The sequence below is a fragment of the Streptacidiphilus fuscans genome (assembly GCF_015690355.1).
Classification (GTDB): Bacteria; Actinomycetota; Actinomycetes; order Streptomycetales; family Streptomycetaceae; genus Streptacidiphilus; species Streptacidiphilus fuscans.
Genome location: NZ_JADPRT010000012.1, coordinates 97206 through 111005, shown reverse-complemented (window position 1 = coordinate 111005; position 13800 = coordinate 97206). Strand labels below are relative to the sequence as shown.

Annotated in this window: 10 protein-coding genes and 1 riboswitch; of the genes, 8 read left to right on the top strand and 2 right to left on the bottom strand. The window is 71.6% G+C overall.

The genetic code is table 11. The features are described 5' to 3' along the window. Nucleotides 1-106 precede the first annotated feature (106 nt). Both I2501_RS26210 and I2501_RS26205 read left to right on the top strand, forming a co-directional pair. On the top strand, nt 107-1138 hold the full coding sequence (locus I2501_RS26210) for a LacI family DNA-binding transcriptional regulator (RefSeq protein WP_328806642.1): 1032 nt from the start codon (nt 107-109) through the stop codon (nt 1136-1138). 88 nt (nt 1139-1226) lie between these two features. Then, a riboswitch (ZMP/ZTP riboswitch) is annotated at nt 1227-1312 on the top strand. Between the two features lie 21 nt (nt 1313-1333). Then, the gene (locus I2501_RS26205) at nt 1334-2212 is read left to right on the top strand and encodes a bifunctional 5,10-methylenetetrahydrofolate dehydrogenase/5,10-methenyltetrahydrofolate cyclohydrolase (protein ID WP_196196693.1); all 879 of its coding nucleotides are present in this window, start codon (nt 1334-1336) and stop codon (nt 2210-2212) included. Between the two features lie 39 nt (nt 2213-2251). Here I2501_RS26205 and I2501_RS26200 read toward each other — a convergent pair whose 3' ends face one another. Continuing rightward, nucleotides 2252-5176, bottom strand: coding sequence for a glycoside hydrolase family 2 TIM barrel-domain containing protein (locus tag I2501_RS26200; RefSeq protein ID WP_196196692.1), 2925 nt, complete (start codon nt 5174-5176; stop codon nt 2252-2254). A 235-nt stretch (nt 5177-5411) separates the two neighbouring features. Between I2501_RS26200 and I2501_RS26195 the strand changes: the two genes are divergently transcribed. The 5 genes from I2501_RS26195 to I2501_RS26175 all read left to right on the top strand — a co-directional run bounded on the left by I2501_RS26195 (nt 5412) and on the right by I2501_RS26175 (nt 11208). Continuing rightward, complete coding sequence (locus I2501_RS26195) at nt 5412-6659, top strand: substrate-binding domain-containing protein (protein ID WP_196196691.1); 1248 nt, start codon at nt 5412-5414, stop codon at nt 6657-6659. 127 nt (nt 6660-6786) lie between these two features. Further along, nucleotides 6787-8124 carry an ABC transporter substrate-binding protein gene (locus tag I2501_RS26190; RefSeq protein ID WP_196196690.1) on the top strand — a complete coding sequence of 446 codons (1338 nt, stop codon included), beginning with the start codon at nt 6787-6789 and terminating at the stop codon, nt 8122-8124. An 11-nt stretch (nt 8125-8135) separates the two neighbouring features. Beyond that, complete coding sequence (locus tag I2501_RS26185; protein ID WP_236047234.1) at nt 8136-9191, top strand: carbohydrate ABC transporter permease; 1056 nt, start codon at nt 8136-8138, stop codon at nt 9189-9191. Further along, nucleotides 9188-10126: a carbohydrate ABC transporter permease gene (locus tag I2501_RS26180; protein ID WP_196196689.1), complete on the top strand. Its 939-nt coding sequence runs from the start codon at nt 9188-9190 to the stop codon at nt 10124-10126. Before I2501_RS26185 ends, I2501_RS26180 begins: the two co-directional genes overlap by 4 nt. A gap of 56 nt (nt 10127-10182) precedes the next feature. After that, the gene (locus I2501_RS26175) at nt 10183-11208 is read left to right on the top strand and encodes a hydroxyacid dehydrogenase (protein ID WP_196196688.1); all 1026 of its coding nucleotides are present in this window, start codon (nt 10183-10185) and stop codon (nt 11206-11208) included. A gap of 10 nt (nt 11209-11218) precedes the next feature. Here the strand turns inward: I2501_RS26175 and I2501_RS26170 are convergent, their stop codons facing one another. Next, nucleotides 11219-12187 (bottom strand): alkaline phosphatase family protein, encoded by a 969-nt coding sequence (locus I2501_RS26170; RefSeq protein ID WP_196196687.1) that lies wholly within the window; start codon nt 12185-12187, stop codon nt 11219-11221. Nucleotides 12188-12396: 209 nt separating this feature from the next. Here I2501_RS26170 and I2501_RS26165 point away from each other — a divergent pair, with 209 nt between their 5' ends. Next, the gene (locus I2501_RS26165; RefSeq protein ID WP_196196686.1) at nt 12397-13785 is read left to right on the top strand and encodes a hypothetical protein; all 1389 of its coding nucleotides are present in this window, start codon (nt 12397-12399) and stop codon (nt 13783-13785) included. Nucleotides 13786-13800 lie beyond the last annotated feature (15 nt).

The window sequence follows — 13800 nt, the reverse complement described above, 5'->3', positions numbered from 1 at the left end:
CCGTCGCCCCGCGGTGCCGCGTCTCGGGAAAGCGCTTTCCAAGAGGTACGTTACGAGCATGGCGAATCCACGGTCAAGGACCCGACCCGCACGGACCGGCAGCGGTGTGACCCTGCAGCAGGTGGCCGAGCATGCCGGAGTGTCCCTGGCCACGGCCTCCCGCGTGCTGCACGGCAGCGGCACCCGGACCGTCGGTGAGGAGCTGCGCCGCCGCGTCGAGTCCGCGGCCGAGGAGCTCCGCTACATCTCCAACGCCCCGGCCCAGGCGCTGGCCCGGTCGACCAGCGCGGTCGTCGGCCTGATCGTCCACGACGTCGCCGACCCGTACTTCGGCGCGATCGCGGCCGGCGCGATGCGGGCGGCCCGCGAGCACCGCCTGATGGTGATGATCGCCGCGACCTTCCGCGAACCCGGCCTGGAGCTGGAGTACCTGCGCGGTCTGCGCGCCCAGCGCGCCCGCGCCGTGATCCTCGCGGGCAGCGGCACGACCGACGCGGCGGCGACCGCGCGCCTGGCCGAGGAGATCGCCGGGTTCGAGGCCGACGGCGGCCGGGTCGTCTGCATCGGCGAGCGCGACCCCGAGCTCGACACCGTCGCCATGGCCAACCACGCGGGCGGCGGCCTGGCCGTGCGCGGCCTGTGGGAGCTGGGCCACCGCCGCATCGGCGTCGTCTCCGGGCCGGAGGAGCTGCTGACGGTCAGTCAGCGTCTGGATGGCGCACGGGATGCGCTGCGGTCACTCGGAGCCCGGCTCGATCCGGCGGACGTGCGCACCGGCGACTTCACCCGCGCGGGCGGTCGGGCGGCAGCGGTCCGCCTGCTCACCGAACGGCCGGACCTCACCGGCGTGTTGGTGCTCAACGACGTGATGGCGGCGGGCGCGCTGGCCGGCCTCCGCGACGACCTCGGCCTCTCCGTCCCCGACCGGGTCTCCGTCGTCGGCTTCGACGACGTCCCGTTCGCAGCGGACCTCCGCCCGTCCCTCAGCACGGTCCGGCTTCCTTTGGAGGCAGCGGGCGAGGCCGCCCTCCGCCTGCTCCTCGACCCTGCGCCGGACACCCCGGCCTCCCCGCGCCGGATCCCCCTGGACGCGGACCTGGTCCTGCGCGGCAGCACGGCGGCACCGCCGGAGCGGTGAGGGCCGGCGTGGCGCGGAGCGAGCAGGCCGACGGCGCAGCGCCGGAGCGTCCGGGCGTCGCGCCCACGCGGCTCCCGTGACTATGGTGGAGGCGGGCCGTGACTGGCGCTGAGGTGGAGAACCACCGGGGAGCGGCCTGACACCATGTCGATGCCGTGCGCCTGGGCGAACCTTCGTGGAGCTCAGGAGTGGCACATGGTGGAGACACAGGATCGTTCGCAGACGCAGCCCGCCCGGCTGATGGACGGCACCGCCCTCGCCGGGCGCATCACCCGCGAGACCTCCGCCGCGGCGGCGGACGTCCTGCGGCGCACGGGCGTCGCACCCTGCCTGGCGACGGTGCTGGTCGGCGAGGACCCGGCGTCGGTGACCTACTTGCGGATGAAGCAGGCCAGGTGCGCGAAGGCCGGGATCGAGTCGCGGCACGTGTCCCTGCCCGCGTCCACCAGCACGGCCGAGCTGGTGGCGACGATCACCGGACTGTCCCAGGACCCGGCCGTGCACGGAATCCTGCTGCAGCACCCCGTGGGGCCGCACATCGACGAACGTGCCGCCTTCGAGGCGATCGCCCCGGAGAAGGATGTCGACGGGGTGACCATGCACTCCTTCGCCGCCATGGGCTTTGGCCTGCCGGGATTCGCGTCCTGCACCCCGGGCGGGATCATGCGGCTGCTGGACGCGTACGAGGTCGACCTCACCGGCAAACACGCCGTGGTGGTCGGGCGCAGCGCGATCCTCGGCAGGCCCGTCGGCATGCTGCTGCTCGGGCGCGACGCCACCGTGACGTACTGCCACTCGCGGACGGTCGACCTGCCCTCTGTCGTCCGGCAGGCGGATGTGCTGGTGGCCGCTGTCGGGCGGCCCCGGTTCATCCGTGGCGAGGACGTCAAGCCCGGCGCCGTGGTGATCGACGCCGGGTACAACCCCGGCAACGTCGGCGATGTGGACTTCGAGTCCGCCCGGCACCGGGCGAGTCTGATCACGCCGGTGCCGGGCGGTGTCGGTCCGATGACCATCGCGGTGCTGCTGGAGCAGACGGTTCAGGCGGCGGCCCGGCAACTCGGCCTCACCTGAACGCCGTTCGCGCTGTTCCTCAGCCCTCCTGCGAATCCGTCACGAAGGCGACGCCACCACGACGGGCCGGAAGAGCAGGCTGAACTCCGCCTTGCCCGGCCGCAGCCGGTGTTCCGGCAGCGCGCCGGGGCCGCAGGAGGCGGTGCCGAGGCCGTCGTGGGCGAGGTCGAGGTGCAGGTGGAGGACGCCGTCCGGGGTGAGCTCGTGCGGGTGGGGTGCCGCGGCCAGCGCCGCGTCGCTCCAGGGGCGGGCCGCGAAGTCGAAGGTGGGCAGGCCCTCGACGCGCAGGCCCCGGCCCTGGGCGTCGGTGAACTCCGCCCAGCGGGCGGCGGAGCGGTTGCCGTTCTCCTGCGGGCGGACGTAGGGGGTCTGCAACTCCGTTACTGACAGCGACCAGCGGCCGATCCGCGCTGCCGCCCGACTGTCGCGGTAGGACTCGCCCGGGCCGAGGCCGAACCAGGCGACCTGCGTCAGCGAGGTGGGCAGCGCGAGGTGGAGGCCGAGCCGAGGCAGCGTCAGATCGCCCCAGCGGGCCGGGTCGCCGTCGGGTTCGACGGCGAGGTCCAGGCGCAGAACGCCGTCCGTCTCGCGCCAGCGGTAGGTGGCCAGCAGGCCCAGGTCGGACGCGGCCGGGGCGACCCGGGTGCGGACGGTGCGGACGCCGGACTCGGTGGAGTCGTCGATCGTCCGGTGCCCCATCCGGTGCAGGCCCGCCTGCTCCCACCGGAGGGCGAGTGAACGCGTGCCGCAGCCACGGTCGTTGTCGGTCGGCGCGCGCCAGACGTCCAGACGGGCGGCGGTGACGGCGTCGCGCAGCCCGGCGGGCCAGGTCGGCGCGGGCGTGGACATCGGGGTGATCGACGTGGACACCGGCGCGGACATCGACCTGGACACCGGCGCGGACACTGACGTGGAGGCCTGCGAGGTGACCGGGGCCGGGAACCTGCCCGCGTTCAAGGGGAACTGGGCCCAGGCCATCTCGTGCCCGGCGTCCGCCCACGGCTGGTCCTGCGCCAGGCGGGCCGTGACCGTCAGCCAGAGCTCGCCGTCATCGGCCGGGTCCCCGCCGACCGTTGCGAGCAACTCCTCGATCGGAAGCGTCGAGGTGTCACCGGCCACGGTCTCGGGGAAGTCGAGCGTCCCGCTCGCGACCGGCTGACCGTCGCGTTCGAGTGACCACCCGAAGGCGAGGTGATCGAGTGATCGGAAGTCGTAGCGATTGGTCACCGAGATCGCGCTGAGCGTCAGGTCCAGATCGAACCGGATCGGCGTGATCACCTTGGCGAACTCGATCAGCCCGGGGGAGGGGGTACGGTCGGGGAAGACCAGCCCGTCGGCGATGAAGTTGCCGTCGTGCAGCGGCTCGCCGAAGTCGCCGCCGTAGGCGTACCAGCGACGGCCGTCCGGGGTCGTCCGCGCGATCCCGTGATCGATCCACTCCCAGACGAAACCGCCCGCAACCCGGGGGTACATGTCGATCAGCCGCTGGTACTCGCTCAGACCGCCGGGGCCGTTGCCCATCGCATGCGCGTACTCGCACAGCACGAACGGCACGGACCGGCGGTGCGCGTCGAGGGCGGGGTCGTCGGTCGGCGGCTCCTCGCGGCGGCCGATCGCGTCGACCTCGGCGTGGTTGGCGTACATCCGCGAGTAGACGTCGACGTAGCCGCTGTCCCGGTCACCCTCGTAGTGGATCGGACGCTCGGGATCCCGGGAGCGGCACCACTGGGCCATCGCCGCCAGGTTGCGGCCGGTCCCGGCCTCGTTGCCCAACGACCAGAACAGCACCGAAGGGTGGTTCTTGTCCCGCTCGACGGTGCGCCGCATCCGGTCGAGCATCGCCTCCTGCCAGCGCGGGTCGTCGCTGGGGTTGCGCCGCCAGCCGACCTGCTCGAAGCCGTGCGTCTCCAGGTCGCACTCGTCGACGACCCAGAGGCCGTACTCGTCGCACAGCTCCAGGAACGCGGGATGCGGCGGGTAGTGGCTGGTGCGGACGGCGTTGACGTGGTGACGCTTCATCAGCAGCACGTCGCGCAGCATGGTGGCGTGGTCCAGCGCGCGGCCGTGCTCGGGATGCCACTCGTGCCGGTTGACGCCGCGCAGGGTGATCGGCGCTCCGTTCACCGTGAGCACTCCGTCCACCACGGCGATCGAACGAAAGCCGATCCGCAGTCGGACCGTCTCGCGGTCGGTGCGCAGCACGGCGTCGTAGCGGCGCGGCGACTCGGCCGACCACGGCTCGACCTGCCCGATCAGGTGCGGTCCGGCCGGATCGACGTCGTGCAGGCCGAGTTCGGGCACGCTGAGCCGGACGTCCGGCGGAACACCCGGCCCGGCCGTCTCGATCGCGAGGGTGCCGGAGCCGGTGGTGTGGTCCCAGCCGGCGTGGACGAAGAAGTCGTCCAGCGCGGGCTCGGGACGGGCGAGCAGGGTGACGTCCCGGAAGATCCCGGAGAGCCACCACATGTCCTGGTCCTCGAGGTAACTGCCGCTGGACCACTGGTGGACCACGACCTCGACCGTGTTCGCGCCGGGACGCAGCAGCGCGCCGACCTCGAACTCGTGGGCCAGCCGGCTGCCCTTGGCGTGGCCCAGCGGCGTGCCGTTGAGGCGGACGGCGAAGCAGGAGTCCACGCCGTCGAAGCGGAGCACGCTGACGGCCCCGTCGCCGACCGGCCAGTCGGCGGGCAGCTGGAAGGTACGGCGGTACTCGCCCGTCGGGTTCTCGTCCGGGACGAACGGCGGATCGATCGGGAACGGGTAACTGACGTTGGTGTAGGCCGGGGAGCCGTGTCCGTGCAGCTGCCAGTGCGCGGGGACGGGGAGTTCGGTCCACGGGCCCTGGTCCAGTCGGAACTCCCAAAGGCCGTTGAGGGAGAGCGAGGGGGCGTCGGAGTCTGCGGTGGTGCGGGGCGGACGGGCGCCGACTCCGGGTCCGGGGTCGACGACGTAAGCGAAGGACACGGCGCTCCTGAGGTCGCGAGGCTGCGGTTCATGAAGGCAGGGGTCGCACGGTGGTTTGTCCCGAATCTAGGAAGAGCAACCCCTTGCGTCAAGAGTGAATGATCGTATGATCGCGAAACGAAAGATTGGTGCGGATTCGCTCTGCTCGCTCAGAGCGTGCGGAACGCCTGTTCCGTCGTCCGCGCCGATCACCGTCATCGTTCCGTCAGTTGCCATGCGACGCGAGGGGAAGCACATGCGCGCCACCGCCGAAACCCGGCACCGGCAGATACTCGACCTGCTCAGCGGGCGGACCAGCCTGCGCGTGGGCGAACTCGCCGTCGCGCTCGGCGTCTCCGTCGCCACCGCCCGCCGCGACGTGGAGGCCATGTCCGTCGCCGGTCTGGTCCAGCGGGCCCACGGCCAGGTCAGCCGTCACTGGCCCGTCTCGGCGGCGGTCGTCGCCGCTGCCGGCGTGCCCCCGTCCGTCGGCTCCGTCCCCGGCTTCTCCCCCGGCTCGGCCCCCGGACCCGCCGCTGCGGCCCTCCCCGGAGCGACGGCGAATCCGCTGGTCATCGGCATGTTGGTGCCCGTCGCCGACTACTACTACGCCGAAGTGGTCCGGGGCGCGCGCGAGGCCGCCGCACGGGCGGGGGCGCGGCTGGTGCTCGGGATCTCGCACTACTCGCCAGAGGCCGACCGGGTCCAACTCGCCGCGCTGGTCGAGGGCGGAGCGGCCGGACTGCTGCTCACGCCCAGCTGGGCCTCGGGCCGTCCGGGAGTGGCGGAGGAGCGTCGCATCCTCGAACTCGGCGTCCCCACCGTGCTGTTGGAACGGCGTGTCGATCCCGGGACGGGCCTGGCCGAGCTCGACCGGGTGTGCACCGCGCACGCGGAGGGAGCGGGCCTGGCCGTCCGACACCTCGCCGAACTGGGCCGACGCCGGATCGGCCTGCTGGTCCGCACCGACACGCCCACCGCCCACCACCTGCGCGCGGGCTACCTGTCCGCCACCGCCGCGCTCGGCCTGGAGGCGCTGCCGCTCGACCTGCCCGGCCCCAAGCAGGGGGGCGGTCTGCCCCTCCACGACCTGGTCGAATCGATCTGCCACGCCCGACTCGACGCCGCCCTCGTGCACACCGACGAGGATGCGCTCCGGCTGCTCCAGGCGCTGCACCAGCGCGGCCTGCGGGTGCCGGACGACCTGGCCCTGGTCGCCTACGACGACGAGGTGGCGGCCCTCGCGGACGTGCCGCTGACCGCCGTCGCCCCGCCCAAGCGCCGCCTCGGCGCGACGGCCGTGGCGTTGCTGCTGGACCGTCTCCGCACCGGCCCCGCCGCGACCGGCACGACCACGGGCACGACCCTGACGGCGGGCGCGCCGGGCGCCAGGCCGAACAGCCACCTCGACCTGCTGCCTTCGCTGCGCGTCCGCGCGTCCTGCGGCGAGCCCGTGGGCGGGGCGGTCGTGGCCGCCCCGGCATCCGCTCACATGCTCAGGTAGCCGTCAGATAACGATCGAGTGATCGAATGAAAGTTTTTCGATTATTCGCTCTTGACGACGAGCGACTCGAAGCCAAGGATGACGCTTCATCGCCACCGCCGGGTCCTCTCCTGACAGGAGCTCAGCAATGACGCACAGCCCGAACCGCCGTCGCCGCATCTCCCTGGCCGCCTGTGCCGCGCTCACCCTGGTCACCGTCGCCGCCTGCGGCAGCAGCGGAGGCAGCGGGGCCGGCAGCACCGGCGGCTCCGCGAACGCATCCTCCGGACAGCCCGTCGACATCACCTTCTGGACCTGGACCAAGAACGCCGACAAGGTCACCCAGGAGTTCAACGCGACTCACAAGGACGTCCACGTCACCTTCGTCCAGACCAGCAACGGCCCGCAGGGCTACGCCAAGGACGTCGCCGCGATCAAGGCGGGCAACGGCCCGGACCTGTTCAACGTCGAGTACGCGCAGCTCCCCAACTTCGTCAGCCAGGGCCTGGTCCAGGACGTCAGTTCGCTGGTCGGCGGCTCGACCCGCTCGGCCCTCGGCAACGCGATGAACCTGACCACCCTGGGCGGCAAGACCTGGGCGGTCCCCTTCGACATCGAGCCGCAGGTCTTCTACTACCGCAAGGACGTGTTCCAGAAGTACCACCTGACGGTGCCGACCACCTGGGACCAGTTCAAGACCGACGCCGCCGCGCTCAAGCAGGCCGACCCCGGAGTCAGCCTGGTCAACTTCCCGATCGACGACCCGAGCGTCTTCGCCGCCTTCGCCTGGCAGGCCGGCGCCCAGTGGTTCGGCACGACGGGCGACTCCTGGAAGGTGAACTTCCAGGACCCGGCCACCCTGAAGGTCGCCTCCTACTGGCAGGGCCTGCTCGACAGCGGCGAGGTCAGCCACGTGCCCAGCAACAGCCCGGCGCTCACCGCCGCGATCGGCAACGGCAGCGTCGTCGGCATGATCAACGGCCCCTACGAGGCCGCCTACCTCCAGCCCATGGCGACCGGTCAGGCCAGCAAGTGGGCCGAGGTCCCGCTGCCGACCTGGGACGGGACCCCCGGCGTCGGCACCGTCGGCGGCTCCAGCTACGCGGTCAGCAAGAACAGCGCGCACGCCGCCGCTGCGATCGAGTTCGCCACCTGGATGTCCACCAACGCCGACGCCGTCGCCACCCGTGACGCCGGCGGCGCGTCGAGCTCCCTGCCCGCCGACCCGCCCATGGCCGACATCGCCCAGAAGGCCTTCAGCAGCACCCTCTTCGGCGGTCAGGACATCTTCGCCGTCGACAAGCAGGCCGCCACCACGGTCAAGAGCGGCTGGACCTGGGGTCCGCTGATGCTCTCCACCTGGTCCGACTTCGCGGACGAGTGGGCCAAGCTCGGCGCGGGCGGCTCGATCACCAGCGCGCTCCAGTCCGCCCAGTCCCAGACCGTGTCGCAGATCAAGGCCGCCGGCCTGAACGCCCAGGGCTGAGGGGCCGCACCATGGCTGCCCTCTCCGACCAGGCCCCCGGGCCGGGCCGCGTGCCGGGCCGCGGGCCCGAATCCGATCCCGGCACCGGTTCAGGCGCCGACTCTGGTTCCGGCACCGACTCCGGTTCCGAGACCGACACCGGTTCCGGCCTTCTCCCGGCCGTCCGGACCCGGGCCACCCGCACCCGGACCCGCGGCGCGGCCGCCGTGCTGCTCGCCCCCTTCTTCGTGCTCTTCGCCGCCGCGACACTCGCGCCGATCGTCTACGCGCTCTGGTTGAGCTTCTTCAAGCAGCACGTCTCCGGGCTCGGCTTCGGCGGCCCGCCGACGAGCGTCTTCGCCGGGCTCGGCAACTACCTGGACGTGCTGAAGGATCCGGCCTACCGGGACGGCTTCCTCAACGTCGCGCTCTTCGCCGTGATCTACGTGCCGCTGATGCTGGTCGGCTCGCTGGGTGTGGCACTGCTGCTCGACTCGACCCTGGCCAAGGCGAAGCGCTTCTTCCAGCTGAGCCTCTTCCTGCCGCACGTGGTCCCCGGCATCATCGCCGCCATCGTCTGGCTCTACCTCTACACGCCCGGCGTCAGCCCGGTGGTGAGCGCACTCCAGAGCGGCGGGATCAGCTTCGACGTCGGCTCGCCCTGGGTCGCCGTCCCCTCCCTGGTCAACGTGGCGCTCTGGGAGGTGCTCGGCTACAACGTGGTGATCTTCTACGCCGCGCTGCAGGCGATCCCGAGGGAGGTGCTGGAGGCCTCACTGATCGACGGTGCGTCAGAGCTGCGCACGGCATGGTCGATCAAGCTCCCCAGCATCCGCGCCAGCGTCGGACTGGTCGGCCTGTTCACCGCGATCGGCGTGCTCCAGCTCTTCCAGGAGCCGCTGCAGCTCAACCAGGTGTTCCCGGCCGTCATAGGCACCCAGTGGACGCCCAACCTGTACGGCTACGTGGCGGCCTTCAAGAACTCCAACTACGGCTACGCCTCGGCGGGTTCGATCATGCTGGCCGTGGTCTGCGGCCTGCTCTCCTTCGGGGTCACCCGCCTGTCCAACCCGTGGAGGCAGTCATGACCACCGCGCTCGACCCCGGCTCTCCGGCCGGCTCTCCGGCCGGCTCCCGCACCCGTGGAGTGGCGACGGGCCCGACCGCGTCCACGCGACCCGGCAGGCCCCGCTGGATGTCCAAGGCCGCGGTCAACACGGCCCTGGTGCTGGCCGGCGTCTACACGTTCTTCCCCGCTGTGTGGATGCTGATGGCCGCGGCCAAGAACGCCACCGGGATCATGAGCGGGCACGTGCTCGGCTGGTCCGACTTCGACGTGCTCGGCAACCTGTCGGGGCTGGTCCACCTTCAGGGCGGCATCTACTTCCGCTGGCTGCTCAACTCCTTCTTCTACGCGGGGGTCGGCTCCGCCGTCTGCGCGCTGGTCTGCTGCGCCGCCGGGTACGCGTTCGACAAGTACGAGTTCCGGGGCAAGGAGAAGCTGTTCGGGCTGGTGCTGCTGGGCGTGCTGGTGCCGAGCGCGGCGACCGTGCTGCCGCTCTACCTGCTGGCCAGCAAGGTCCACCTGGTCAACACCGTCTGGGCGGTGCTGATCCCCTCCGTGGTCAACCCCTTCGGCGTCTACCTGGCCCGCGTCTTCGCCCAGGGATACGTGCCCGACGAGGTGGTGGAGGCGGCCCGGGTGGACGGCGCGCACGAGCTGCGCATCTTCGGCTCGATCGGCCTGCCGATGATGAAGTCCGGCTTCGCCACCATCATGCTCTTCCAGTTCTCCGCGATCTGGAACGGCTTCTTTTTGGCCCTGGTGATGCTGGCCGACCAGAACCTCTACCCGGTCAGCCTCGGCCTGTACATCTGGAACAACGCCGTGGCGAGCGACGCGCCCTCGCTCGTCTCGCTGGTGATCAGCGGATCCGTCATCGCGGTGATCCCCGTCATCGTCCTGTTCGTCTGCCTGCAGCGCTTCTGGCGCTCCGGGCTCACCGCCGGCGCCGTCAAGTAACCGGGTGCCGTGGAGCATCCGGTACTGACGAACGCCGACGAAAGGAGCCTGATCGAATGACCGTCTCCCGACTCCACCGGCCGCGCACCGCGCTGGCGATGGACCCGGGCCTGCTGCCGCGCATCCTCGGGCCGGACCAGCTCGGGCGGCTGCACGAGGTCGCCGAGGTGGTCCCGGTGGACGGGGTGCTGCACGACTTCGCCACCGAGGAGGCGCGGGCCGTGCTGGCCGACACCGAGGTGCTCTTCACCTTCTGGGGCTGCCCGCCGGTCGACGCCGCGGTGCTGGCCGCGGCACCCCGGCTGCGAGCCGTCGTGCACGCCGCCGGATCGGTCAAGAACCTGGTCTCCGACGCCTGTTGGCAGCACGGCGTAGTGGTCTCCTCGGCGGCCTGGGCCAACGCCCTGCCGGTCGCCGAGTACACGGTTGCCGCCGTGCTGATGTCCAACAAGGCGCTGCTCCGCGCCCGGGACGACTTCCGCCGGCTGCGCGCCTGGGACGACTGGCACCAGCGCTACGCCGACGTCGGCAACTACCGTCGCACGGTGGGCGTGGTCGGTGCCTCCCGGATCGGTCGGCGGGTGATCGAGTTGTTGCGACCGTTCGATCTGGACGTGATCGTGAGCGATCCCTACCTGAGCGAGGAGGAGGCGCGGACCCTGGGCGTGCGGGTGGTGACGCTGGACGAGCTGTGCGCGCGGTCGGACGTGGTGAGCATTCACGCACCGTCCCTGCCGGAGACCTTTCATCTGATCGATCGCTCACGCCTGGCCCTGATGCGCGACGGCGCCACGCTGATCAACACCGCCCGCGGCGCACTGCTGGACACCGACGCCCTGGTCGACGAACTGGCCTCGGGCCGGCTCAACGCGGTGATCGACGTGACCGACCCCGAACCACTCCCCGCCGACTCGCCGCTCTACGACCTGCCGAACGTCCTGCTCACCCCGCACATCGCGGGCTCGGTCGGCGGCGAGCTCCGCCGGATGGCGGACTCGGCCATCGCCGAACTCGCCCGCTTCGCCCGCGGGTTGCCCTTCGCCCACCCGGTCCTGCGGGAGGAACTCGACCGCACCGCGTAGAAACTGCGCGCTACACGGGCTGCGCGGCGCGGACGTGGGAGGCGCGCGGGCGTCCGACCTCCGCGGCAGACGCCTCCCGCGCCGCAGCCTGCGCGAACGCGGACTCCGCGAACGCCCGCCCGTCGAGAGTCCAGTGACGGTCAGGCAGCAGCCCCAGCGAGGCGAAGACCTGCGGTGCCACGTCCAGGTGGCGCAGCGGTCCCAGCTCCTCGCCCGGCGCGAAGTCCGGCCCGCAGCAGGCGATCCACGCCGTGCGCTCCAGGTCGCTGTCGCCGCCGTGCCCGCCCTCGTCGATGTGGCCGTGGTCGGTGACCACGATCACCGTCCACGCCTCCTCGGCGTGGCCGGGCCGGGACCGGACCGCGTCGAGGAGCAGGCCGAGCCGCTCGTCGGCCTGCCGGATCGAGGCGCGGTAGTCGGCCCCGCAGCCGCGCAGGTGCGCGGTCTCGTCGACCGCGCCGAGGTAGACGAACGAGGCCTCCGGGTCCTCCTCGTGCAGCACCCGGACGGCGTCGGCCACGACCGTCCCGTCGCAGGCCTCCCAGTCCTCGCAGGTCTCGGCGGCCGGTGCGGCGAAGCTCAGCCGCGACGGCCCGTTGAACAGCGGCCCGCCGTTGCGTGCCAGCACCAGCGGTTCCCAGCCTGCGGCCACGTAGGTGCGGCGGCCGAAGCCCTGGCTGAGCCGGGTGAGGAAGTCCGGGTACACCGCCAGCCGGTGGCCGCTGAAGTCGTTGTTCCACACGGCGTGCTTGACCACGTGCACGCCGGTCGCCACGGTCGCCCAGCACGGCCCCGACATCGTCGGCGTCCCGTCGTCTATCCGCACGGGGGAGAGAAAGCCCGCGCGCACGACGGAGTCCAGGTGCGGGGTGGGAACCTCCGCAAGCAGGTCGAGCCGCACGCCGTCGATGCCGACGACGAGCACGCGACGACGCGGCGCGGAGCCGCGCTCCGGGGAGGGCTGGGACTGGAGTTGCATCGCGGTGGGCTCCCCGTGGTGGTGAAGAGAGAGACGGCTGAGGGTGCTGGTTTGCCCGGTCACTTTAGCGGTACGGCAAGTGGCCTGGAAAGCGCTTTCCGATCGCCCGAATATTCGACCCCGCTGTCGGCGCCGAGGCATATCATTCCTGCGCCCGCAGGGTGACGTGCGTTCAGGGCGCCACCACGGGCATCATGGGAGGGATCTACGTGAAGAAGACTTCTGGCAGACGCATCCGCGCTGCCTTCGCGTCCGGTGCCGCTGTGGCCCTGGCGCTCCTCGGTGCCGCGCCGGCGCACGCGGCGGGCGGGTCGCCCACCACGCCGACCGAGTTGTTCAACGCCTACGAGGCCTGCTCCACCGATGCGAGCGCCCCCGTTTACGTCGCCGGCCGCGACGGTCTCATCGTCGAGGGCATCTCGGCCGACAGCGACACCACCGTCACGCAGCTCACCGAGCAGTTCCAGCTCTGGCCGGTCTCGGACCCGACCCAGATCGTCACCGGCTCAGACTCCTACGCGTCGGCCGGCTACGAGGCGTCCGTCAACCTCTCGCCGCTGACCGACGGTCAGACCTACGCCTGGCAGGCGCGGTCGGTGGACGCGAGCGGCGTCGCCTCGGCCTGGTCGGCGCCCTGCTACGTCGCGGACGACGACACCGCGCCCAGCAGCGCGCCGACCGTCACCTCCGCCAACTACCCGCAGGGGCAGCCGGACCAGGGCGGCGCGCCGGTGCAGTTCACCTTTGGCCCCAACGGCGTGAGCGACGTCGCGGGGTACGCGTACACCTGGAACGAGACCTTCCCCGTGCCCGCCTACGCGACCATCGGCGACCACGGGATCCCGAACTTCCACAGCCCGTACAGCGACAGCTCGTTCGCCGTCCAGGCCGCCGGCCTGGGCGGTTCGGCGACGGTCGACCTGCTCCCGCCGCAGGGCGGCGGCTACCACACGCTCTGGGTGATCAGCCTTGACCGCGCCTTCAACGAGTCGGCGGTGACGAGCTACAGCTACTGGACGAAGCCGGACGCGCCCACGGTCACCAAGCTGTCCGACCCAGCGCAGTACGACACGCCCGCCGTCTTCAGGCTCAACGCCGACCCGAAGATCCAGGCTGCCAGCCCGGCCGTCAGCTTCACCGTCAGCTACTTCACCTCGCAAGGCCAGACGACCACCACGGTCAAGGCCTCCGCCGACGGCAGCGCGGAGGTCAAGGTGCCCCTCGACGGCTCCGACGGGTCCGACTTCCTGGTGAGCTCCACCAGCGCCGACGGCTGGGTGAGCGCGCAACAGTGGTGGACCACCGGCTACGTCGACACCTCGCCGACCGTCTCCTCGGACGTGTACGCCGAGAACGGCACGAGCGGCAGCATGGCCACGCCCGGCACGTTCACCTTCGCGCCCAAGGTGAAGGGCGTCGTCAGCTACACCTACGCGTTCAACTGGGGCACCGGCACCACGGTCAAGGCCGACGGCCAGGGTGACGCCCAGATCTCCTGGACCCCGCCGCAGAGCGGCTGGTACGACCTGGAGGTGTACGGGACCACCAAGGACGGCACCCAACTCGCGCCGTACGACTACTACTTCACGGTCAATTAGGCCATCGGCCGCCAG

Bases quoted from the DNA above. Each gene is read 5' to 3' on its own strand.
- I2501_RS26195 (WP_196196691.1), top strand. From the start codon at position 5,412: ATGCGCGCCACCGCCGAAACCCGGCACCGGCAGATACTCGACCTGCTC.
- I2501_RS26180 (WP_196196689.1), top strand. From the start codon at position 9,188: ATGACCACCGCGCTCGACCCCGGCTCTCCGGCCGGCTCTCCGGCCGGC.
- I2501_RS26185 (WP_236047234.1), top strand. From the start codon at position 8,136: ATGGCTGCCCTCTCCGACCAGGCCCCCGGGCCGGGCCGCGTGCCGGGC.
- I2501_RS26175 (WP_196196688.1), top strand. From the start codon at position 10,183: ATGACCGTCTCCCGACTCCACCGGCCGCGCACCGCGCTGGCGATGGAC.
- I2501_RS26190 (WP_196196690.1), top strand. From the start codon at position 6,787: ATGACGCACAGCCCGAACCGCCGTCGCCGCATCTCCCTGGCCGCCTGT.
- I2501_RS26170 (WP_196196687.1), bottom strand. From the start codon at position 12,187: ATGCAACTCCAGTCCCAGCCCTCCCCGGAGCGCGGCTCCGCGCCGCGT.
- I2501_RS26205 (WP_196196693.1), top strand. From the start codon at position 1,334: ATGGTGGAGACACAGGATCGTTCGCAGACGCAGCCCGCCCGGCTGATG.